Annotated in this window: 20 protein-coding genes and 1 pseudogene; 5 read left to right on the top strand and 16 right to left on the bottom strand. The window is 73.6% G+C overall.

Going from position 1 to position 20,893, the window contains the following annotated elements:
- Positions 1-49: 49 nt before the first annotated feature.
- Entirely contained in the window at positions 50-712 is a 663-nt protein-coding gene (locus ACIHAR_RS30260; RefSeq protein ID WP_384656460.1) for a response regulator, read from the bottom strand.
- 14 nt (positions 713-726) lie between these two features.
- A complete protein-coding gene (locus ACIHAR_RS30255) occupies positions 727-1,896 on the bottom strand; it encodes a histidine kinase (protein WP_365471064.1) in 1,170 nt (389 codons plus the stop codon).
- A gap of 108 nt (positions 1,897-2,004) precedes the next feature.
- On the opposite strand from ACIHAR_RS30255, the gene ACIHAR_RS30250 reads away from it, so the two are divergent.
- Both ACIHAR_RS30250 and ACIHAR_RS30245 read left to right on the top strand, forming a co-directional pair.
- The gene (locus tag ACIHAR_RS30250) at positions 2,005-2,925 is read left to right on the top strand and encodes an ATP-binding cassette domain-containing protein (RefSeq protein ID WP_400022679.1); all 921 of its coding nucleotides are present in this window, start codon (positions 2,005-2,007) and stop codon (positions 2,923-2,925) included.
- Between the two features lie 2 nt (positions 2,926-2,927).
- Positions 2,928-3,650 (top strand): ABC transporter permease, encoded by a 723-nt coding sequence (locus ACIHAR_RS30245; protein WP_365471058.1) that lies wholly within the window; start codon positions 2,928-2,930, stop codon positions 3,648-3,650.
- Between the two features lie 84 nt (positions 3,651-3,734).
- On the opposite strand, the gene mug is transcribed toward ACIHAR_RS30245, so the two are convergent.
- The 9 genes and pseudogenes from mug to ACIHAR_RS30200 all read right to left on the bottom strand — a co-directional run bounded on the left by mug (position 3,735) and on the right by ACIHAR_RS30200 (position 14,331).
- Complete coding sequence (gene mug, locus ACIHAR_RS30240; protein WP_400022700.1) at positions 3,735-4,280, bottom strand: G/U mismatch-specific DNA glycosylase; 546 nt, start codon at positions 4,278-4,280, stop codon at positions 3,735-3,737.
- Entirely contained in the window at positions 4,277-5,719 is a 1,443-nt protein-coding gene (purB, locus tag ACIHAR_RS30235) for an adenylosuccinate lyase (RefSeq protein ID WP_400022678.1), read from the bottom strand. Before purB ends, mug begins: the two co-directional genes overlap by 4 nt.
- A 336-nt stretch (positions 5,720-6,055) precedes the next feature.
- Complete coding sequence (locus ACIHAR_RS30230) at positions 6,056-6,844, bottom strand: SGNH/GDSL hydrolase family protein (RefSeq protein ID WP_365471052.1); 789 nt, start codon at positions 6,842-6,844, stop codon at positions 6,056-6,058.
- Positions 6,845-6,934: 90 nt separating this feature from the next.
- On the bottom strand, positions 6,935-7,948 hold the full coding sequence (locus ACIHAR_RS30225) for a hemolysin family protein (protein ID WP_365471049.1): 1,014 nt from the start codon (positions 7,946-7,948) through the stop codon (positions 6,935-6,937).
- Positions 7,945-9,279, bottom strand: coding sequence for a hemolysin family protein (locus tag ACIHAR_RS30220; protein WP_400022677.1), 1,335 nt, complete (start codon positions 9,277-9,279; stop codon positions 7,945-7,947). Before ACIHAR_RS30220 ends, ACIHAR_RS30225 begins: the two co-directional genes overlap by 4 nt.
- A 168-nt stretch (positions 9,280-9,447) precedes the next feature.
- The gene (locus ACIHAR_RS30215) at positions 9,448-9,873 is read right to left on the bottom strand and encodes a GNAT family N-acetyltransferase (protein ID WP_365471043.1); all 426 of its coding nucleotides are present in this window, start codon (positions 9,871-9,873) and stop codon (positions 9,448-9,450) included.
- A gap of 104 nt (positions 9,874-9,977) precedes the next feature.
- Positions 9,978-10,864, bottom strand: a pseudogene (locus ACIHAR_RS30210) (LLM class F420-dependent oxidoreductase).
- Positions 10,865-10,910: 46 nt separating this feature from the next.
- Complete coding sequence (locus ACIHAR_RS30205; RefSeq protein ID WP_400022676.1) at positions 10,911-13,478, bottom strand: ABC transporter permease; 2,568 nt, start codon at positions 13,476-13,478, stop codon at positions 10,911-10,913.
- Between the two features lie 4 nt (positions 13,479-13,482).
- Complete coding sequence (locus ACIHAR_RS30200) at positions 13,483-14,331, bottom strand: ABC transporter ATP-binding protein (protein WP_400022675.1); 849 nt, start codon at positions 14,329-14,331, stop codon at positions 13,483-13,485.
- A 136-nt stretch (positions 14,332-14,467) separates the two neighbouring features.
- On the opposite strand from ACIHAR_RS30200, the gene ACIHAR_RS30195 reads away from it, so the two are divergent.
- On the top strand, positions 14,468-14,728 hold the full coding sequence (locus ACIHAR_RS30195) for a toxin-antitoxin system HicB family antitoxin (protein WP_365471031.1): 261 nt from the start codon (positions 14,468-14,470) through the stop codon (positions 14,726-14,728).
- Positions 14,729-14,732: 4 nt separating this feature from the next.
- Positions 14,733-15,107: a fic family toxin-antitoxin system, toxin component gene (locus ACIHAR_RS30190; protein WP_365471028.1), complete on the top strand. Its 375-nt coding sequence runs from the start codon at positions 14,733-14,735 to the stop codon at positions 15,105-15,107.
- Positions 15,108-15,178: 71 nt separating this feature from the next.
- Here ACIHAR_RS30190 and ACIHAR_RS30185 read toward each other — a convergent pair whose 3' ends face one another.
- From ACIHAR_RS30185 to bioB, 4 genes are all read right to left on the bottom strand, one after another.
- On the bottom strand, positions 15,179-15,892 hold the full coding sequence (locus ACIHAR_RS30185; protein ID WP_365471025.1) for a class I SAM-dependent methyltransferase: 714 nt from the start codon (positions 15,890-15,892) through the stop codon (positions 15,179-15,181).
- A gap of 244 nt (positions 15,893-16,136) precedes the next feature.
- A complete protein-coding gene (gene bioD / locus ACIHAR_RS30180; RefSeq protein ID WP_365471022.1) occupies positions 16,137-16,853 on the bottom strand; it encodes a dethiobiotin synthase in 717 nt (238 codons plus the stop codon).
- Between the two features lie 3 nt (positions 16,854-16,856).
- Positions 16,857-18,137, bottom strand: a complete 1,281-nt coding sequence (locus ACIHAR_RS30175) for an adenosylmethionine--8-amino-7-oxononanoate transaminase (protein ID WP_365471021.1) — start codon at positions 18,135-18,137, stop codon at positions 16,857-16,859.
- A complete protein-coding gene (gene bioB / locus ACIHAR_RS30170; RefSeq protein ID WP_365471018.1) occupies positions 18,130-19,326 on the bottom strand; it encodes a biotin synthase BioB in 1,197 nt (398 codons plus the stop codon). Before bioB ends, ACIHAR_RS30175 begins: the two co-directional genes overlap by 8 nt.
- A gap of 148 nt (positions 19,327-19,474) precedes the next feature.
- Here bioB and ACIHAR_RS30165 point away from each other — a divergent pair, with 148 nt between their 5' ends.
- The gene (locus ACIHAR_RS30165) at positions 19,475-20,602 is read left to right on the top strand and encodes an 8-amino-7-oxononanoate synthase (protein WP_365471015.1); all 1,128 of its coding nucleotides are present in this window, start codon (positions 19,475-19,477) and stop codon (positions 20,600-20,602) included.
- Between the two features lie 48 nt (positions 20,603-20,650).
- Here the strand turns inward: ACIHAR_RS30165 and ACIHAR_RS30160 are convergent, their stop codons facing one another.
- Complete coding sequence (locus ACIHAR_RS30160; RefSeq protein WP_365471012.1) at positions 20,651-20,893, bottom strand: DUF397 domain-containing protein; 243 nt, start codon at positions 20,891-20,893, stop codon at positions 20,651-20,653.

Genomic DNA, 20,893 nt, shown 5'->3' with positions numbered 1-20,893 from the left:
CGGGCCCCGGCGAGTGCCGCATCCGCACCGTGACGCGGCGCACCCCGGCTCAACCCGCCGCCACGAACCCCGACTCGTACGCCGTGATCACCGCCTGGGTACGGTCCCGCGCCCCGAGCTTCGCCAGCACCGCGCTCACATGCGACTTGACCGTCTCCGCGCCGACGACCAGCTGCGCGGCGATCTCCGCGTTGGACAGCCCACGGCTCATCAGCCGCAGCACCTCGGCCTCCCGTTCGGTCAGCCGGGCCCGCTCCAGCACGTCCCGGGCCGCCCGGTTGCCCCGCCCGTCGCCGTACTCGGCGGCGAGCCGGCGCACCGACGCCGGGAAGAGCAGCGACTCGCCCTCGGCGACCAGCCGCACCGCGTGCACGATCTCGGCCGGCCTGGCCCGCTTCAACAGGAACCCGTCCGCCCCCGCACGCAGTGCCTCGTACACGTACTCGTCGTTCTCGAAGGTCGTCACCACGAGGATCTTCGGCGGCTCCGGCACCGTCCGCAGCACCGCGCGCGTGGCCTCGATGCCGTCCATCAGCGGCATGCGGACGTCCATGGCGACCACGTCGGGCCGCAGCCGCCGCACCAGCGGGATCACCGCCGCGCCGTCGGCCGCCTCCCCGACGACCTCGATGTCGGGCTGCGCCTCCAGCACGGCGCGCAGGCCCGCGCGGACCAGGGGTTCGTCGTCGACGAGGAGTACGGTCACCGGCATCCGGCCAGCGTAGATCAGCGCAGCGGCAGCTCTACGCGCACCTGCCAGTCGCCGTGGTCCGGACCGGTCCGCGCGCTGCCTCCCAGGAGGGCCGCGCGCTCGCGTATCCCGCGCAGGCCGCTGCCCCTGCCGGGCCCGGGCACGTCGGCGGTGAGCGGATTGCGGACCTCGAGGGCGAGCGTGCCGTCCGTGACGGCGATGCGGACCCGGGCCGGGACGGGCCCGGCGTGCCGCAGCACGTTCGTCAGGCACTCCTGGAGGATGCGGTAGCCCTCCCGGGAGACCGGCCCGGGCACGGTGTCCACGGGCCCGGTCATGTCGGCGTCGACCTTCGCGCCGGAGGCGCGCGCGGACTCCAGCAGGCGGTCGGCGTCCGTGAGCGTCGGCCGGCCGCCGACCGGACGCCCGGACTCGCGCAGGACGCCCAGCACGCGCTCCAGATCCTCCAGGGCGGTCCGGCCGGTCTCCTCGATGGCGTCGAGGGCTCGGGCGGTGAAGTCGGGATCACCGGCCGCGCGGGCCGCGCCCGCCTGGACCACGGCGACGGTCAGGGCATGGCCGATGGAGTCGTGGAGTTCGCGGGCGATACGTGCGCGTTCCAGGAGCTGCTCGGTGCGCTCCTCCAGGGCGGCGAGGCGTTCGGTGGGGGAGGGGCCGAGCAGACGGAGGGCGAGCGCGGTGATGAGGTTGCCCGAGACGACCACGGTCACGGCCGACGCGATCAGCGCCGGGGGCACGAGCACGACATGCCACCAGTGGTGGCCGTCGAGGGCGAACAGCGCGCTCTCGTCCACGTCACGCCCGAACGCCGACGACACCGAGTCCACGGAGGCGTAGAGGAGCCGGGCGACGACGACCGAGGTCGCGCACCCGAGCACGAGCCGCGCCTGAAGCCACACCACGAGCCGCCCACGGTCCGCCCAGGTGACGGACGGCGCGACGACGATGCCGGTGCTCCCGCTGTCGTGCCGCTGCCCGGTCAGCAGGAGCCTGGCCTGCAACCCCTCCACGGTGCGCATCGCGGGCACCAGTCCGACGGGGACCAGCGCCGCGGCCGCCACCGCCCAGATCCACCACGCCTCCCTGACGAACAGCAACATGGACGGCCACACGACGGCGATGAACAGATGCAGCAGTCGTGTGTACGTCACCGCCCTGCCGAAGGGGCGCAGCAAGCGGACCATGGCGTCATCGTGCCAGCCGCCACCGACGCCCGACCTCCCCCGCCCGGGGGAGACGATCTCCACCCCAGGGGGAGGAAGAACCCCCGCCCCGACGGCGAGGCTGCTGCCATGACCAGCATCGAAGTCCTCGCCCTCACCAAGGAGTACGGCACCCGGCGAGCCGTGGACGACCTCACCTTCACCGTGGTCCCCGGCCGCGTCACCGGCTTCCTCGGCCCCAACGGCGCCGGGAAGTCCACCACCATGCGGCTCGTGCTCGGCCTCGACCGGCCGACCTCCGGCACCGCCACCCTCGGCGGCCGCCCCTACGCCACCCTGCGCGAATCCCTGCGCCACGTCGGCGCCCTGCTCGACGCGCAGGCCCCGCACGGCTCCCGCACCGGCCGCGACCACCTGCGCGCCCTCGCCGCGAGCAACCGCATCCCCGTCCGCCGGGTCGACGAGGTGCTGGAGGAGACGGGGCTGGCCCCGGCCGCGCGCCGCAGCGTGAGGACCTACTCCCTCGGGATGCGCCAGCGGCTCGGCATCGCGGCCGCGCTGCTCGGCGAGCCCGAGGTGGTGCTGCTCGACGAGCCGTCCAACGGCCTGGACCCCGAAGGCATCGTCTGGATCCGCGGGTTGCTGCGCCGGCTCGCGGGGGAGGGGCGCACGGTCCTGGTCTCCAGCCACCTCATGAACGAGACCGCCTCCTTCGCCGACCACCTGGTCGTCCTCGGCCGGGGCCGCCTGCTGGCCGACACCCCGATGCGGGACTTCATCGACGCGCGCGTACGGCCCCGCGTACGGATCCGCACCACCGACCCCACCGCGCTCGGCGAGGCCCTCGCCCGCCACGGCCACGACGCCGTCGCCCACGACGACGGGCACTGGACCGTGGAGCACGCGCGCGTGGACGACATCGGCCGCCTCGCGTCCGACGCCGGCGTCCCCCTGCTCGAACTGGCCGCAGAGGAGGGCACGCTGGAGCAGGCCTACCTCGATCTGACCGCGGCCGCCACCGAGTTTGCCGCCCAGCCGCAGGAGGCCTGACCATGGCGTTCCAGCCCGCCCTCCACGCCGAGTGGATCAAGATCCGTACCCTGCGCTCCCAGGTCGGCGGCCTGTGCGCGGTCCTGCTCGCCACCGTCGCCTTCTCCGCCCTCGCCGGCGCCGACACGGACGGCGACGACGTCGACCCCCTGTTCTCCGCCTTCTTCGGCGTCACGTTCGGCCAGGTCGCGGCGATCGCGTTCGGGACGACGGCCGTGGCGGCCGAGTTCCAGGGCGGCGCGCTGCGCGTCTCGCTGGCCGCGGTGCCTCGTCGGGGCCTCTGGTTCGCCGCCAAGGCGACCGCGATCGCGCTGCCCGTCCTGGCCGTCGGTCTGATCACGGGCTTCGCCACCCTGGCCGTGGGCAGCGTGACGCTGGGGGAGGAAGCCGAGGGAATCGGTGCGGCCGAGGGGGCGCGCGCCGCCGTGGGCTGCGGGATCCACCTGATGCTGATGGCCCTGTTCGCCGCGGGGCTGACGGCCGTCCTGCGCAGCGGAGTGGCCGCGCTCGGCATCCTCGTCCCGTTCCTGCTGCTCGCGTCCTTCGTGATCGGCGACCTGTCCGGCAGCGTCGCGGACTTCCTCCCCGACCGGGCTGGTCAGGTGGTGCTCCACACAGAGCGGGACGGCACCCTGGGACCGTGGACGGGCCTCGCGGTGACCGCCCTGTGGACGGCGGCGGCCCTCGCGGCGGGGGCGTGGCGGGTGCGGCGCAGGGACGCCTGAGCCCACCGGCCACCTGACGCGCGGCGACGGTCAGGGCGGCGGGTTCACCGGATCACCCGGACGCCGGGAGGCGCCCGGCCGGCGTCAGTCCTCCGCCGCCACCCGCAGCCGCGCGAACTCCTCCGCCATCGTCGCGGCCGTCCAGTGGGCGTTGAGCCCACTGGGGTTCGGCAGCACCCACACGCGGGTGTTCCCGACGACCCGCTCCTGTGGGCCCACCGCGGCCTTGCGGTCGTCGAAGGCGGCCCGGTAGGCGGTGACACCGACCACCGCCAGCCAGCGCGGCTTCAGCCGGACCACCTTCTCCTCCAGCAGCCGCCCGCCCTCGCGATACTCCCGCGCCGTCAGCTCGTCGGCCCGTGCGGTCGCCCGCGCGACCACGTTCGTGATGCCGAGCCCGTACGACAGCAGCTCCCGCTGCTCCGCGGGCCTCAGCAGACGCGGCGTGAAACCGGACAGGTGCAGCACCGGCCAGAAGCGGTTGCCGGGGCGGGCGAAGTGGTGGCCCGTAGCGGCCGTCATCAGCCCCGGGTTGATCCCGCAGAACAGCACGCGCAGACCGCCCGCGACCACGTCCGGGACGAGACGGTCGCGGGCGGCCTCCAGCTCCGCCTGGGTGAAGCGGGTCAGAGGATCGCTCCGGGGGTGTAGCCCGCGGCATCCGGGCGCTGCTTCACGATTTCCTCGATCCGGCCGACGACGGTGGCCACCTGGTCGGCGGCGGCACCCGTGAAGGACAGCTTGTCGGCCATCAGCGCGTCGAGCTGCGCGCGGTCCAGCGGGATGCGTGCGTCGGCGGCGAGCTTGTCCAGCAGCTCGTTGCGCTCGGCTCCCTGCTCGCGCATCGCCAGCGCGGACGCGACGGCGTTCTCCTTGATCGCCTCGTGCGCGACCTCACGGCCCACGCCCGCGCGCACCGCGCCCATCAGCACCTTGGTGGTGGCGAGGAACGGCAGGTAGCGGTCCAGCTCGCGCGAGACGACCGCCGGGAACGCGCCGAACTCGTCCAGCACCGTCAGGAACGTCTCCAGCAGGCCGTCCAGTGCGAAGAAGGCGTCAGGCAGCGCGACCCGGCGCACCACCGAGCAGGACACGTCGCCCTCGTTCCACTGGTCGCCCGCCAGCTCGCCCGCCATCGACGCGTAGCCGCGGAGGATGACCATGAGGCCGTTGACGCGCTCGCAGGAACGGGTGTTCATCTTGTGCGGCATGGCCGAGGAGCCGACCTGCCCGGGCTTGAAGCCCTCGGTCACCAGCTCGTGCCCGGCCATCAGCCGGATCGTCTTCGCCAGCGACGACGGCGCCGCCGCGAGCTGCACCAGCGCGGTCACGACCTCGTAGTCCAGCGAGCGGGGGTAGACCTGGCCGACCGAGGTGAACGCCTGCGAGAAGCCCAGGTGGCGCGCGATCCGGTCCTCCAGCTCGGCCAGCTTCGCGGCCTCCCCGCCGAGCAGGTCGAGCATGTCCTGCGCCGTGCCGACCGGGCCCTTGATGCCGCGCAGCGGGTAGCGGCCGAGCAGCTCCTCGACCCGCCCGTACGCCACGAGCAGCTCGTCGGCCGCGGTCGCGAACCGCTTGCCGAGGGTGGTGGCCTGCGCGGCCACGTTGTGCGAGCGTCCGGCCATGACCAGCTCGCCGTACTCGCCGGCCAGCTTGCCCAGACGGGCGAGGACGGCGACGGTCCGGTCGCGCACCAGTTCCAGCGACAGCCGGATCTGGAGCTGCTCGACGTTCTCCGTCAGGTCGCGGGACGTCATGCCCTTGTGGACCTGCTCGTGACCGGCGAGGTCGTTGAACTCCTCGATCCGTGCCTTCACGTCGTGCCGCGTGACCTTCTCGCGTTCGGCGATGGAGGCCAGGTCGACCTGGTCGAGGACACGCTCGTAGTCGGCGATCGCCGCGTCCGGCACCTCGATCCCGAGGTCCTTCTGCGCCCGCAGCACGGCGAGCCAGAGCTGACGCTCCAGCTTCACCTTGTGCTCGGGCGACCAGAGTGTGGCGAGCTCGGCGGAGGCGTAGCGTCCGGCGAGGACGTTGGGGATGCGGGGCTTGGCGGGAGCGGAAGTCACGTGTACGGATTCTACTGGCGATTCGTGCAGGCCAGCGCCGCGGGCCGGTTCGGCGGAACCTACGAGACCTGCGTCACCGCGTGCGGACCCGCACGACCTGCGTCACTGCGGACTCGGCGAGCCGGCTCCGGCAGGCCGGCGCGGCACGGCAGCGCTCCGGACCGGGTTTCGGCCGCGCCCGGGCCGGCAGGCCGCCCCACCGCCTCGGACGGCGGCCGGCACGGACCACCTCCGAGGGCTCCGACGTGTGCCGGCCAGGGGTCGGCCACAGGCCGGACGCGTGGAGCCGGTGGAGCCGCTCCGGACGCCGAGCCCCCGCGTGACCGCGCGGAGCGCTTACGCCGGCGGGCCCTCGTACGGCAGCAGATCAGGCCGTTTCGGCGGCAGGCCGTCGCCGGAGGAGCGGCCCGTGAGGCGGCGGCCGATCCACGGCAGCAGGTGCTGCCGGGCGAACCGGGCGTCCGCAACGCGCCGGGTGAGCCAGCCGGGCGGCAGATTCGCCGGCATCGGCGTGTGCCACTCGGTGTCCTCCGGGTCGTAGCCGAGGGTCTGCCACACCGCCTCGGCGACCCGCCGGTGGCCCTCGGGCGTCAGGTGCAGCCGGTCCACGTCCCACAGCCGCGGATCGCCCAGGGAGGGGGCGCCGTACAGGTCGACGACCACGGCGCCGTGCCGGGCGGCGAGGTCGTCGACGCAGGCGAACAGTTCCTCCATGCGCGGCCGGAACCGCTCCAGCACCGGGCCCTGCCGGCCGGGGCTGCGCATGAGCACCAGTTGCCGGCAGGACGGCGCCAGCCGCTCCACGGCCTCCGTCAGCAGCGCCCGCACGCGCCCCATGTCGCACTTGGGGCGCAGTGTGTCGTTGAGGCCGCCGACCAGGGTGATCACATCGGCGCCCATCGCGGCCGCCACGGCCACCTGCTCCTCGACGATCTGCCCGATCAGCTTGCCGCGCACCGCGAGGTTGGCGTACCGGAAGCCGGGGACGTGGGCGGCCATCCGGCCCGCCAGGAGATCCGCCCAGCCCCGGTAGGTGCCGTCGGGCAGCAGGTCCGACATGCCCTCGGTGAAGGAGTCGCCGACCGCGACCAGGCTGGAGTACGGGGGTGTGGTGTTCGTCTGCATGGCGTCAGTGATGGTAACCCGTTCACATACCCGCCGGTCGGTCGGCCTCCACGCCCCGAACGCAGCCCCGGCCACACCCCCCCGCCCGGCTCACACCCGCTGGCCGAACAGCTCCCGCAGTACGTCCTCCATGGTCACCAGCCCCGCGAGCCGCCCGTCGGCGCCGAGCACGGCCGCCAGGTGCGTACGGCTGCCCCGCATGGCCGTCAGCACGTCGTCCAGAGGCGTGCTCTCCCGCACGCGCGCGATGGGCCGCAGGTCCCGCAGCCGGAACGGCAGGTTCCGTGGCGAGGTGTCCAGCGCGTCCTTGACGTGCAGGTAGCCCACGATCCGGCGCCCCTCGTCGACGACGGGGAAGCGGGAGAACCCGGACTCGCCCGCGAGGCGCTCCAGCTCCTCGGGGGTGACGCCCACGCGCGCGTAGACGACCCGTTCCAGCGGCAGGACGACGTCCCGCACCGGACGGCGGCCCAGTTCCAGGGCGTCGTGCAGCCGCTCCTGGGCGCGGTCGTCGAGGAGACCGGCCTCACCGGCGTCCTTGACGATCTGGGCGAGCTCCGCGTCCGAGAACGTGGCCGTGACCTCGTTCTTGGCCTCGATCCGCAGCAGCTTCAGCAGGCCGTTCGCGAAGGCGTTGATGGCGAAGATCACCGGACGCAGCGCCCGGGAGAGCGCGACCAGCGGCGGCCCCAGCAGGAGGGCACTGCGCACGGGCTCGGCGAGCGCGATGTTCTTCGGCACCATCTCGCCCAGCAGCATGTGCAGGTAGGTCGCCAGGGTCAGCGCGATCACGAACGACACCGCGTGCCCCGCGCCCTCGGGGACGCCGAGCGCGTGGAACGCCGGCTCCAGCAGGTGCGCGATCGCCGGTTCGGCGACCACACCGAGGACCAGGGTGCACAGCGTGATGCCGAGCTGCGCGGCCGCCATCAGCGCGGACACGTGCTCCAGCCCCCACAGCACGCTCTTGGCGCGCCGGTCGCCCCGCTCGGCGTACGGCTCGATCTGGGAGCGGCGGACGGAGATCAGCGCGAACTCCGCGCCGACGAAGAAGGCGTTGACGACCAGGGTCGCCAGGCCGATCAGCAACTGGACGGCGGTCACGTGCCGACCTCCTCTTCCCACGGCTGGACGAGCGGCGCGTGCAGCAGGACCCGCGCGGCCCTGCGGCCGGAGGCGTCCACCACGTCCATGCGCCAGCCGGCGATGTCGAGGCTGTCGCCGACGGCGGGTATGCGGCCCAGTTCGGTGGCGACCAGGCCGGCGAGCGTCTCGTACGGGCCCTCCGGTGCGTGCAGGCCCACGCGCGCGAGCTGGTCGGTGCGGGCGGCGCCGTCGGCCGAGTACAGGACGCGGCCGGCGTCGTCGGTGCCCGCGGGGGCCAGGTCGGGCGTCTCGTGCGGGTCGTGTTCGTCGCGGACCTCGCCGACGACCTCCTCGACGATGTCCTCCAGCGTCGCCACGCCCGCGGTGCCGCCGTACTCGTCGATGACCACGGCCATCGTCCGCTTGCCGGACAGCCGGTCCAGGAGGCGGTCCACGGTCAGGGACTCGGGCACCAGCAGCGGTTCACGCATGATCTCGGCCACGGGCACGCGCGTACGGCGCTCCGCCGGCATCGCCAGGACGTCCTTGATGTGGGCGGTGCCCACCACCGTGTCCAGGTTGCCCCGGTAGACGGGGAAGCGGGACAGGCCGGTCGCCCGGGTGGCGTTCGCCACGTCCTCGCAGGTCGCCGCGGCCTCCAGGGCGATGACCTGGACGCGCGGGGTCATCACGTTCTCCGCGGTCAGGTCGGCCAGGTTCAGGGTCCGTACGAACAGCTCGGCGGTGTCGGCCTCCAGGGCGCCCTGCTTGGCGGAGTGCCGGGCCAGCGCGGCCAGCTCCTGGGGGCTGCGGGCGGAGGCCAGTTCCTCGGCGGGCTCCAGGCCGATCCGGCGCACGACACGGTTCGCGGTGTTGTTCAGGTGGGTGATGAAGGGGCGGAACGCGGCGCTGAACCAGCGCTGCGCGTTGCCCACCCGCTTGGCCACGGCCAGCGGGGCGGAGATGGCCCAGTTCTTCGGGACGAGCTCGCCCACCACCATCAGGAACACGGTCGACAGGGCCGTGCCCAGCACCAGCGCGACCGAACTCGCCGCGCCGCGCGAGAGGCCGATCGCCTCCAGCGGACTGGAGATCAGTTTGGCGATCGACGGCTCGGCGAGCATGCCGACCACCAGGTTGGTGACGGTGATGCCGAGCTGGGCGCCGGAGAGCTGGAAGGTGAGGTTGCGGACGGCCTTGAGGGCGCCGGCCGCGCCGGTCTCGCCGCGCTCCACGGCCCGCTCCAGCTCGCCGCGCTCGACCGTGGTCAGCGAGAACTCGGCCGCGACGAAGGCGCCGCACGCGAGCGACAGCAGGATCGCCACCAGCAGCAGGAGGAATTCCGTCATCGTGTCACCTCCGTCCCATCCTCGGGCAGGTCGGGGAGGATCGCGCGATGTCGCGTACTGGGAGGCTCGCCCATGGGCGGACGCTCACACCTTTCATCAACCGGTGGGGGATCGTGCGGTCCGCACGATCCCCCAATGGTAAAGGGTCGGCAAAGCAAACCGGCGGGGTCAGTCGCCGAACGGCTTGACCCAGCGCCGCCACTGCTCCTGAGGCGTGTACCCCGCCGCGCGCCACGCATGGTGCGCCGTCTCGTTGCGCGTCAGCACCATCGCGTCCCCGCGCCGCCCGCCCAGCCCGGCGAACCGCTCCTCGGCGGCGGCCAGCAACGCGGAGCCGATTCCCGCACGGCGGCGCTGCGGATGCACGGCCAGCCGGTACAGATGGCAGCGCCACCCGTCGAAGCCGGCGATCACCGTGCCCACCAGCTCGCCGCCCTGCTCGGCCAGGATCAGAGCCTCGGGGTCGCGGGTGACCAGCCGCTCCACGCCGTCCCGGTCGTCGCTGATGCTCGTGCCCTCGGCGGCGGTCTTCCAGAAGGCCAGCACGGTGTCGAGGTCGTCGGGCGTCGCGGCCCGTATCCGCAGTTCAGACATGGTGAGATCCCATCACGGCCGGTGCCCTTCGACGGGGAATTCCAGCATCCGGACCCCCGCACCCGCGCGGGAGCATCCGGAACCCCGCACCCGCGCGGGAACGGCTACCTCCCCCGCAACTCCGCCAGCACCGGCGCGAGGGCCTCCACGTACGGCTCCAGGACGGTCAGGTACGAGAACCCGTACCGCTCCCGCTGTGCCCGCACCTGCGCGACGATCTCCTCCAGCGTGCCGACCAGCAACAGGGGCAGTTCCAGCGCCTGCTCCAGGGTCAGCTGCGGTGCCCGCTCCAGCAAGGGCCGCACCGCCGCCTCACGGTCCTCGGTGACGATCACCATCTGGATCAGCAGGTTGAGCTCCGCGGGATCCTCCCGTCCACGGGCCAGGTCCCGGTAACGCGCCACCCGCTCGTCGAGCTCGCCGGCCGTGATGGGCGTCAGCCCGGTCGCACTCCGCGCCGACGGGCGCGCCCCCGTGAAGCCCACGATGTCGGCGTGCTCCGCGGCCAGTTCCAGCATCCGGTCGCCGTTGGCCCCGATGAGCAGGGGCACCCGCGGGCGCTGCACGGGCCGCGGCAGGTGCTCCCGCGCCCCCAGCGACCGCTCGACCTCCTCCACCGTCCGCCGCAGACGGTCCACCCGCTCACCCGGCGACCCCCACGGCAGCCCCGCCGTCTCGTGCTCCGCCCGTACGTACCCGGTGGAGGCCGAGTTCCAGGCGCCCGCCCGTCAGGGCGTCCGTCGTCGCCACCTCGCGCGCGAGCAGCGCGGGGTTCCAGAAGCCGGCGTTGAGCACGAACGTGCCCAGGCGCGGCCGCTCGGTGGCCCCGGCCGCCGCCACCAGCGCGGGGAACGGCGCCGGCATCCCCAGATGGTCGGGGACGAGCAGCACGTCGTAGCCGAGCTCCTCGACCCGGCGGCACTTGGCGCGCCACTCGTCGGCCGGCGCGGGGTCGATTCAGACTGGCTCCGAAACGGAACGGGCGCGACATGAATTCTCCTCAGCGCACAGCGACTCGAGCCTGCGCCGCGATTCCATCACTCGTGCGCGATGGCCGCCAGCACGTTCATGCGGGATGCGCGCAGTGCCGGGAGGAGGGCCGCCACGACGCCGACCACGGCGGAGCCGACGACGACCGCGACGATCGTGCCCCACGGGATCGCCAGCGCCCTCATGCCCTGCAGGGCCAGGACCTGCTGCGTGCACACGCCCCACACCAGCCCCAGCACGAGCCCCAGCACCGCGCCGAACACGGCGATCACCACGGACTCCAGCCGGATCATCCGGCGCAGCTGCCGCCGGGCCAGCCCGATGGCCCGCAGCAGCCCGATCTCCCGGGTCCGCTCCACCACCGACAGCGCCAGGGTGTTGACCACGCCGAGCACCGCGATGACGATCGCGAGCCCGAGCAGCGCGTACACGAGGTACAACAGCACGGCGATCTGGTCGTGGACGAGTTCCTTGTAGTCGGCCTGGTCGCGCACCTGCACCTGCGGAAACGGCTCCAGCGCCCGCTCCAGCCGGGGCCGCAGCTCGTCGGCGCCGGTGCCCGGGCCGGCGTTGACGTACAGCACCGAGTCCTGCCCGCCCGGCACGTACTCCTCGACGGTCCCGATGCCGAGGAACAGCCCGCCCCGCACGCCGAAGCCCTCGGCGGCGTCCTGGTCGGTGAACGCGCCGGCCCTCAGCGAGACCGTCCGGCCGCCGGGGAACTCGACCGGGAGCACGCTGCCGATCCGCACGCCGTGGTTCCGCGCGAAGTCCACGTCCATCCCGATCGCCCCGTCGGCCAGCGCGGCCGCCGAGCCGCCCTGCGCGTACGTCACGTGCGCGACCTCGTCGACCCCCTCGCCGTACCCGGCGGCCGTCGTCTCGACCCGCTCGCCGTCCGGCAGCCGTACGGCGACCGGCGCGAACCGCTGCCGTACGACGACCCCTACGCCGTCGGTGGCGTGGACGCGGTCGGTGACCTCCTGGGGGAACGGGATGAAGTTGGCGCTCTGGATGACGAAGTCGGCGCCGAGGGTCTTGTCGATCTGCTGGTCGAAGGACTTCGCCATCGAGGCGCTCGCCACCGACATGCCGCCGACCAGGGCGAGGCCCACCATGAGCGCGGCGGCGGTGGCACCGGTGCGGCGCGGGTTGCGCAGGGCGTTGCGCTGGCTCATCCGGCCGACGGGGCCGAACAGGGCCGGGAAGGCCGCGCCCAGCACCCGGATCACCGGACGCACCAGCAGGGGGCCCGCGACGACGGTGGCGACGAGGGTGAGGACGATGCCCAGGCCCAGCAGGGAGGCCGCGGACGCGGTCTCCGACGCGGCCGCACAGCCCGCGAGGGCGGCGACCCCGAGAGCGCCGACGACCGCCCCGACCACGGCGCGCACCTTCAGCGGCCGTCCCACGCCCGCCACGTCGGCGTCCGCCAGGGCCGCCATCGGTGAGACGGCCGCCGCGCGCCGGGCCGGGAGGTAGGCGGCCACGAAGGTGACGCCGACGCCGACGACGTACGCCGACACCGGGGTCGCCCAGCCGACGACCATCTCCGTCGTCTTGAGGTTCATGCCGAACGCGCTCATCAGGCGGATCAGTCCGGCCGCCAGTCCGATGCCGGCCGCGAGGCCCAGCGTCGAGCCGACCAGCCCCAGCAGGACCGCCTCGGTGAGCACCGAACGCCGTACCTGCCGGCGGTCCGCGCCCAGGGCGCGCAGCAGGCCCAGCTCGCGGGTGCGCTGGGCGATCAGCATCGAGAACGTGTTGACGATCAGGAACACACCCACCAGGACGGCGATCCCCGCGAAGCCCAGCATCACGTACTTGATCACGTCGAGGAAGCCGCCCAGGCTCTCCGCCGCCGACTCCGCCTGCTCGTCGGCCGTCTTCACGGTGTAGGGGCCGGGGCCGACCGCGGCGGCCACCCGGCGCTTGACCTCGGCGTCGGTCACCCCCTCCGCCGCGTCGACGGAGATGCCGGTCGCCCGGTCCGCCGATCCCAGGAGCTGCCGGGCGGCGACCTCGGGATCCAGGAAGACCAGGGCAGTGCCCGGGTTGGTGGTCCTGAAGGTGGCGATGCCGACCACCCTGACCTCGAACGAACCCGGCTGGGCCATGACCGTCAGGGTGTCACCGATCTCCACGCCCTTCCTGCCGGCGGTGTCGGCGTCGAGCAGCGCCTCGCCGGCGCCGTGCGGGGCCTGTCCTGAGGTCAGCTCCACCGGGCTGCGTTCGGTGACGTACCAGTCGGCGGCGACCGTCCGCGCGCCGGTCGTCGGCCCCACGGACTCGTTGTCGCCGTCGACGACCGTGACGTTGTCCACGCCCACGTCGGCATGGGCCGAGGCCACCCCGTCGACGCGGGCGACCCGGTCGGCGAGGGCGGCGGGCAGGGTCTGCACCGCGCCGGTGGGCACGGAGGCATGCAGGTCGTCCACCGGTTCGACCGTCACGTCGGCCGAGGTCGAGGCGAAGAGGCGGTCGAAGGTGCGCGTCACCGTGTCGGAGAAGATCAGGCTGCCCGCGACGAACGCCACCGAGAGCACGACGGCGAGGGCCGACAGCAGCAGGCGGCCCTTGTGCGCGACGAAACTCCGCAGCGTGGCCTTCAGCACCGGCTCATTCCTCCTCGGGGCTGTCGGCGGGCGGCCCGCCGGTCCCGGCGACGAGCGCCTCGGAGCCCGGTGCCCGGGTCGCCCCTCCGGCGAAGAGGCGCATCCGCTCCAGCACCGCCTCCGCCGTCGGATGTTCCCTCTCGTCCACGATGCTCCCGTCCGCGAGGAAGAGCACCAGGTCGGAGTGGGCGGCGGCGCCCGGGTCGTGGGTGACCATGACGACGGTCTGGCCCAGGCTGTCCACCGCCTGGCGCAGGAAGGCGAGGACCTCGAGACCGGCGCGCGAGTCCAGGTTCCCCGTCGGTTCGTCCGCGAAGATCAGCTCCGGCCGGGAGACGAGCGCCCGGGCGCAGGCCACGCGCTGCTGCTGGCCTCCGGACAACTGCGACGGCCGGTGCCCGAGGCGGTCCCGCAGCCCGAGCGTGTCGATCACCTGGTCCAGCCACTTCGGGTCGGGTTTCCGGCCCGCGATGTCCATGGGCAGGGTGATGTTCTCGGCCGCGTTCAGGGTCGGGATCAGGTTGAACGACTGGAACATGAAGCCGATCCGGTCGCGGCGCAGCCGGGTCAGCTCCCGCTCCTTCAGACCCGTGATCTCGGTGTCGCCGAGCCACACCTGTCCGGCCGAGACGGTGTCGAGTCCGGCCAGGCAGTGCATCAGCGTGGACTTCCCGGAGCCCGAGGGCCCCATCACCGCGGTGAAGCGTCCCCGCACGATGTCCACGTCCACCGAGTCGAGGGCGAGCACGGTGGTCTCGCCGGAGCCGTACGCCTTGGTCAGGCCGCGGGCTCGGGCCGCCAGGTCGTCGGACGAGGCCAGGCCGGGGGTGTTCTGCGCAGCGGTCGTGGACAAGGCTGTCTCCTCGCTCGCGTGGACGGGCCGACGTACCTGTCCGGCCGACACTAGTGTGACCGGGCACACACCCGGTATCCCTTTTCGGCGCGGGCCGCCCTTGCCGGTGCTAGCGTTCCGGCGCTAGCTTCGAGGCATGGCGAAGACCCAGCTGAACGTACGCGTCGACGAGGGCACGGCCCGCGCCGCCCGCGAACGCGCCACCGCGCGCGGCATGAGCGTCAACCGCTACATCGAAGAGCTGGTCAGACAGGACACCGGCGAGGCGGGCCACACCTTCGTGGAAGCCGCCGCGGACTTCATGAAGCAGTACGAGACCGTCTTCGCCGAGGAGTTCGGCGCGGCCCGTGAGGGCGCACACCCCGCACACCCCGGCACGCGCGAAGGTCGTCGCTGAACCCTTGGACGACCTCAGCATCGACCTCGCCTGGCTCCTGATGCTCGCCGAACAGAAGACACCGGGCGATCCCCAGGTCACCGACTGGGGTGCCCTGGTGGCCGCCGTGGCGCGCCATCGGGCCGAGATCTTCGACGTCCCCGTCTACGACACGCCGCACGCCCGCGCCGCCTCACTGCTCCAGCTCCTCCTCCACGTCCCCGCACTCGAGCGCTCCAACGCCCTCTTCGCCTGCTCCGTCGCGTACGCCTACCTCGTGGCCAGCGGGGTCAAGGTCGTCACCTCGCCGGAGCAGGTCCGCGACCTGGCCCGTCTGGTCAAGAGCGGGGAGGCGTCGGTGTACGACATCGCGGAGGAGCTGCGCCAGTGGAGTCTGTGAGGCCGGTGCGGTCCGTACGCTCCGGTGCCCGCGCACTCGGCGCGACCCGCGAGGCCGGGAGGACGTGCGGCTCAGGTCCCGCCGCCGGGCCGTGAGACGCGGGCCTCGTCGTCGAGCGGCCGCCAGGCCGTCCCCAGGACGCAGTACGACACCGGCAGCCTCGGACCCTTCTCCGGGAGCACCAGCCGGCGATAGGGGCCGAGCGCGAAGCCGGCGTCGCGCAGCGCGCGGACCGGCTCGCGGGAGAGGTGGCAGCCGCCGCTGACCAGCGGCCACACCGTCCGGTCCAGCGCACGCTGGGTGAGGTTCATGGCGGGTCCGCCGCCCAGGCCGTGCTCCAGGAACCGCACCTCGCCGCCGGGCCGCAGCACCCGCCGCAGCTCGGCGAGCACCCGCGGCACGTCCCGCACGCTGCACAGCACCAGCGACAGCACCGCCGCGTCGAAGGCCTCGCTCTTGACCGGCAGCGCCTCGGCCACGCCCGGGACGACGTCGACGGGCACCTCGGCGCGCGCGGCCGCGTCCCGTGCCAGCCGCCGCAGATGCCGCTCCGGTTCGATCGCGACGACCTCCGAGACCGCGCCCGGGTAGTGCCCGAAGTTCAGGCCGTTGCCGGCGCCGATCTCGACGACCCGGCCGGAGAGCCCGTCAAGCAGCCTGCCGCGCAGCCCGGCCAGCCCGGCACGGGCCTCCGCGGCCACGCTGAGCCGGGCATAACACCGGGCGAACAGCGGGTGGTGGACGGGATCACCGGCAACCTTGCCGGAGCCGGACCAGAGCGGCATGGCGACCTCCCGGGCAGGACGGGCCTACCGGGATTCTCCCCCGTGCAGGCCCGTCGCACCCCCGCTCTTCCCACTCGGCCCGGAAACGGGTCCTATGGGAGGACGTCGCGCACCTGTTCGTCGGGACGGAGCGGTCGTCGTCCACGTCGGTGTGCGGGACGCGCCCGACGCCGACGGGGGCGGCCCCGCTCACCCGCGCCGAGGAGGCGCCGCCGATCGCCCGCGACCTGACCCGCACAGGCCTTCAGGACGTCGCACTCGCCCGGAACGCCTCCGCCTCCCACGTACCGTCCAGGCGCGGCGCCAGCCAGCCCGGCGCCGCCGTACGGAAGTCGGCGGGCGGGAGCGCACCGGCGCCGCCGGGCAGGGCTCCGAGCAGCGGTGCGCCGGCGACGTCCGGCAGGTCGGTGACGTTGCACCGCATCGCCAGATCGGGGGAGCCGGGCCAGCTGCCGATGACGACGCCCAGCAACTCCAGCCCACGGATGCGCAGTTCACGGGCCGTCAGTTCGGTCGTGTTGAGCGTGCCCAGGCCCGCCGACGCCACCACCAGCACCGGCGCCCGCAGCAGCTCGGCCGCGTCGGCCAGCGTCCCGCCCGCCTCGTCGAAGCGCACCAGCAGCCCGCCCGCCCCCTCGACGAGGACCAGGTCGTGCTCGGTCGCCAGTTTCGCGGCGGCCTCCGCGACGTCCCGCGGACGCACCGGTGCGCGACCGGCCCGCCGGGCCGCCGTCGCCGGGGCCAACGGATCCGGATAGCGGGCGAGTTCGGCCGTCGTGACCGCACCCGCCAGCCGCGCGACCTCGTCGGCGTCGCCGCGCTCGTCCGGCCGTACGCCGGTCTGCGCCGCCTTCAGCACGGCCACCGACCGGCCGGCCGCGAGGGCCGCCGCGGCCAGGGCCGCCGTCGTGACGGTCTTGCCGACCTCCGTGCCCGTCCCCGTGATCACCAGGATCGGCATCGCTCATCCCTCCCGCGCCGCCGCGCACACCGCGCGGGCGATCCGTGCCACGTCCGCGTCGCCGGTGACGTACGGCGGCATCGTGTAGACGAGGTCGCGGAACGGCCGCAGCCACACGCCCTCCCGTACGGCGGCGTCCGTGGCGGCCCTCATGTCCACGTCGTGGTCCAACTGGACGACCCCGATGGCCCCGAGAACCCGTACGTCCTTCACGCCGGGCACCTCCCGCGCGGGAGCCAGGCCCTCCCGCAGGCCCCCCTCGATCCGCTTGACCTCCGCGAGCCAGTCCTGCCCGAGGAGGAGCCGGACGGAGGCGCGGGCGACCGCCGCCGCCAGCGGATTGCCCATGAAGGTCGGCCCGTGGGCGAGCACCGGCACCTCGCCCCGCGAGATCCCGTCGGCCACCCGGGCCGTGCACAAGGTGGCGGCCATCGTCAGGTAACCGCCGGTCAGCGCCTTGCCGACGCACATCACGTCCGGCGTGACCGCCGCGTGCTCCGCCGCGAACAGGGCGCCCGTGCGCCCGAACCCGGTCGCGATCTCGTCGAACACCAGCAGCACGTCGTGCGCGTCGCACGCCTCCCGCAGCACCCGCAGATACGCGGGGGAGTGGAACCGCATCCCGCCAGCACCCTGCACCACCGGCTCGACGATCACCGCGGCCAGGTCGTCGGCGTGACGCTCGATCGCCGCGCGCAGCTCCTCGGCGTAGGACTCGTCGTAGTCGGCGGGCGGAGGCCCCACGAACACCTGGCGGGGCAGCACCCCGCTCCACAGGCCGTGCATCCCGCCTTCGGGGTCGCACACCGACATCGGCTGCCAGGTGTCGCCGTGGTAGCCGCCGCGCCAGGTCAGCAGCCGCTGCTTGCCGGGACGGCCCAGCGAGCGCCAGTACTGCAGGCACATCTTGACCGCGACCTCGACCGACACCGACCCCGAGTCGGCGAGGAACACGTGCTCCAGGCCCTCCGGCGAGATGTCGACAAGGAGCTTCGCGAGCCGGACGGCGGGCTCGTGGGTGAGCCCGCCGAACATCACGTGGCTCATCCGCCCGAGCTGTTCGCGCGCCGCCTCGTTCAGCACCGGGTGGTTGTAGCCGTGGATCGCCGACCACCACGACGACATGCCGTCGACCAGCTCGCCCGAGCCGTCCGCGAGCCGCAGCCGGACCCCGCTCGCCGACTCCACGACGAGCGGTTCGACCCGGCCGGGCATCGGCCCGTACGGATGCCACACATGCCGCCGGTCCAGTTCCAGCAGTTCGGACACGGTCGGCTCAGGCATTGGGCGCGAGATCCGTCCCGGCGCCGCGGCGGCGGACGGCGACCAGGTCCGTACGGGGTTCGCCGGCCGGCGCGGCCGGAGCGGAACCGCAGACACCGCCGCCTTCGTGCGATCCGCAGCCCGCGCTCTCGTGGGACCCGCAGCCCGCGCTCTCGTGGGACCCGCACCCACCGCCGGCGGCGGCGGCCCGGTGCTCCGGCAGCGTCACCTGGTCGGCGCCCTCCACCTCGAAACCGGCGTCCGCGATCATCTCCAGGTCGGCCTTGCCCGCCTGCCCCTCGCTGGTGAGGTAGTCCCCGAGGAAGATCGAGTTGGCCAGGTGCAGCGCGAGCGGCTGCATCGTGCGCAGATGCACCTCACGGCCGCCCGCGATGCGCACCTCGACGTCCGGGCACACGAACCGCACCATCGCCAGGATCCGCAGGCACCGCTGCGGGGTCAGGTTCCACTCCTTGGCCAGAGGGGTGCCCTCGAACGGGATCAGGAAGTTGACCGGCACCGAGTCCGGGTCCAGCTCGCGCAGCGAGAAGACCACGTCCACCAGGTCCTCGTCGCTCTCGCCCATGCCCGCGATCAGACCGGAGCAGGCGGACAGTCCCGCCGCGTGCGCCTTCTGGACCGTGTCCACCCGGTCGGCGTACGTGTGCGTGGTCGTGATGTCCGCGTACGTCCCCTCGGACGTGTTCAGGTTGTGGTTGTAGGCGTCGGCGCCCGCCTCGCGCAGCCGCTCCGCCTGGCCGTCGGAGAGCAGACCGAGGCAGGCGCACACCTCGACCTCCTCGTTCTGCTCCTTGATGGCCTTGATGGTCTCGGAGACCCGGTCCACGTCCCGGTCGGTCGGACCGCGCCCGCTGGCCACCAGACACACCCGCTTGGCGCCGCCGGCCAGCCCCGCGGCCGCCGCCTGGGAGGCCTCGTCGGGCTTGAGCCACGTGTACTTGAGGATGCCGGCCGTGGAGCCGAGCCGCTGGGAGCAGTAGGAGCAGTCCTCGGGGCACAGCCCCGACTTGAGGTTGACGAGGTAGTTGAGTTTCACCCGGCGCCCGAACCAGTGCCGGCGCACCTTCCCGGCCGCGGCCACCACGTCGAGCAGGTCGTCGTCGGCCGTCGCGAGGACGGCCAGTGCTTCCTCGCGGGTCGGCAGCTCGCGCCGAAGCCCCTTGTCCACCAGCGTGTTCAGCAGGTCCATGAGAGCCGATCCTGTCCTACCGACCCGCTCCGGGCCAAGGTAGGGATCGCACAACACACCCTCCTCGACGTGTGGGTATTGCCACACCATGGGTGGCCGCCCGTCCCGCTAGTGTCTGTCCGCTACCTACAAAAGCCCCGGAGGACCCATGGCGTTCGGCTGGATCGACGAGCAGGCGGAGCTGCGCCACCGCGCCGGACTGGTACGGACCCTGCGGCCCCGGCCGGCCGACTCGCCGCTCCTCGACCTGGCGAGCAACGACTACCTGGGCCTGGCCCGCCACCCCGAGGTCACCGAGGGCGCGGCCCGGGCCGCGCGGACCTGGGGCGGCGGCTCGACGGGCTCCCGGCTGGTCACCGGCACCACCGAGCTGCACGGCGAGCTGGAGCGGGAACTGGCGGACTTCTGCGGCTTCGAGGCGGCCCTGGTCTTCTCCTCCGGCTACGCGGCCAACCTCGCCGCGGTCACCGCGCTGGCCCCGCACGGAAGCCTGATCGTCTCCGACGCGGGCAACCACGCCTCGCTCATCGACGGCTGCCGGCTGGCGCGCGGCACCACCCAGGTGGTCGCCCACGCCGACCCGGACGCCGTGCGCAAGGCGCTCGGCACGCACGCGGGCCCGGCGGTGGCGGTCTCCGACACGGTCTTCTCGGTCGACGGCGACGCGGCGCCGCTGGCCGCCCTCGCCGGGGTGTGCCGGGAGCACGGCGCCGGGCTGGTCGTCGACGACGCCCACGGGCTGGGGGTTCTGGGGGACGGCGGCCGTGGCGCCCCGTTCGCCGCGGGGCTGGCGGGCGCCGCGGACGTCGTCGTCACGGTCACGCTGTCCAAGTCGCTCGGCAGCCAGGGCGGAGCCGTGCTCGGCCCGGCACGCGTGATCGACCATCTGGTCAACGCGGCGCGGACGTTCATCTTCGACACCGGCCTCGCCCCGGCGGCGGCGGGCGCCGCCCTGGCGGCCCTGAGACTGCTGCGCCGCGAGCCGCACCGCGCGGCACGCGCGCGTGCGGTGGCGGGCGACCTGCACGCACGGCTGACGGCCGCGGGTCTGGAGGCGGTACGTCCGGACGCCGCGGTCGTCTCCGTGCGGGCGCCGTCCCCGGAGCAGGCCGTGCGCTGGGCGGCGGACTGCCGGGCGGCAGGCCTCGCCGTGGGCTGCTTCCGCCCTCCTTCCGTACCCGATGGCATCTCGCGCCTGAGGCTGACCGCCCGCGCGGACCTCACCGAGGCTCAGATCGAACGCGCTGTACGAGTGATCGACGGGGCACGACCATGAGTCGGCGTGACACGGCCGTGCACCGGCTGACGGGTGGGGGGTGACGGGTCAGCGGAACGCGGCCGTGAAACCTGTCCAGCTCTCGGGGGAGAAGAGCAGGGCGGGACCGGCCGGGTCCTTGGAGTCGCGTACGGCGAGCAGACCGGCCCACGGTCCGGAGGCTGGGCGGGCCGTCTCGACGCAGTTGTTGGCTCCCGTGCTGTAGCTGCTGCGCAGCCACGGCAGGCCCTGCGGATGATGGCGATCGTGCAGGTCGGTGCTGGAAGGTACGTTCCGAGGCAGTGCGGTCAT

Source organism: Streptomyces sp. NPDC052016, assembly GCF_044548445.1.
Taxonomy (GTDB): Bacteria; Actinomycetota; Actinomycetes; order Streptomycetales; family Streptomycetaceae; genus Streptomyces.
The sequence above is the reverse complement of the archived record's forward strand: the minus strand, read 5'-3'. Positions and strand labels throughout refer to the sequence as shown.

What these genes read in the sequence shown, in the direction of transcription:
- ACIHAR_RS30260 (WP_384656460.1), bottom strand. Translation starts at nt 712, where the DNA reads ATGCCGGTGACCGTACTCCTCGTCGACGACGAACCCCTGGTCCGCGCG.
- ACIHAR_RS30255 (WP_365471064.1), bottom strand. Translation starts at nt 1,896, where the DNA reads ATGGTCCGCTTGCTGCGCCCCTTCGGCAGGGCGGTGACGTACACACGA.
- ACIHAR_RS30250 (WP_400022679.1), top strand. Translation starts at nt 2,005, where the DNA reads ATGACCAGCATCGAAGTCCTCGCCCTCACCAAGGAGTACGGCACCCGG.
- ACIHAR_RS30245 (WP_365471058.1), top strand. Translation starts at nt 2,928, where the DNA reads ATGGCGTTCCAGCCCGCCCTCCACGCCGAGTGGATCAAGATCCGTACC.
- ACIHAR_RS30230 (WP_365471052.1), bottom strand. Translation starts at nt 6,844, where the DNA reads ATGCAGACGAACACCACACCCCCGTACTCCAGCCTGGTCGCGGTCGGC.
- ACIHAR_RS30220 (WP_400022677.1), bottom strand. Translation starts at nt 9,279, where the DNA reads ATGACGGAATTCCTCCTGCTGCTGGTGGCGATCCTGCTGTCGCTCGCG.
- ACIHAR_RS30215 (WP_365471043.1), bottom strand. Translation starts at nt 9,873, where the DNA reads ATGTCTGAACTGCGGATACGGGCCGCGACGCCCGACGACCTCGACACC.
- ACIHAR_RS30195 (WP_365471031.1), top strand. Translation starts at nt 14,468, where the DNA reads ATGGCGAAGACCCAGCTGAACGTACGCGTCGACGAGGGCACGGCCCGC.
- ACIHAR_RS30185 (WP_365471025.1), bottom strand. Translation starts at nt 15,892, where the DNA reads ATGCCGCTCTGGTCCGGCTCCGGCAAGGTTGCCGGTGATCCCGTCCAC.
- bioD (WP_365471022.1), bottom strand. Translation starts at nt 16,853, where the DNA reads ATGCCGATCCTGGTGATCACGGGGACGGGCACGGAGGTCGGCAAGACC.
- ACIHAR_RS30175 (WP_365471021.1), bottom strand. Translation starts at nt 18,137, where the DNA reads ATGCCTGAGCCGACCGTGTCCGAACTGCTGGAACTGGACCGGCGGCAT.
- bioB (WP_365471018.1), bottom strand. Translation starts at nt 19,326, where the DNA reads ATGGACCTGCTGAACACGCTGGTGGACAAGGGGCTTCGGCGCGAGCTG.
- ACIHAR_RS30165 (WP_365471015.1), top strand. Translation starts at nt 19,475, where the DNA reads ATGGCGTTCGGCTGGATCGACGAGCAGGCGGAGCTGCGCCACCGCGCC.
- ACIHAR_RS30160 (WP_365471012.1), bottom strand. Translation starts at nt 20,893, where the DNA reads ATGACCGCACTGCCTCGGAACGTACCTTCCAGCACCGACCTGCACGAT.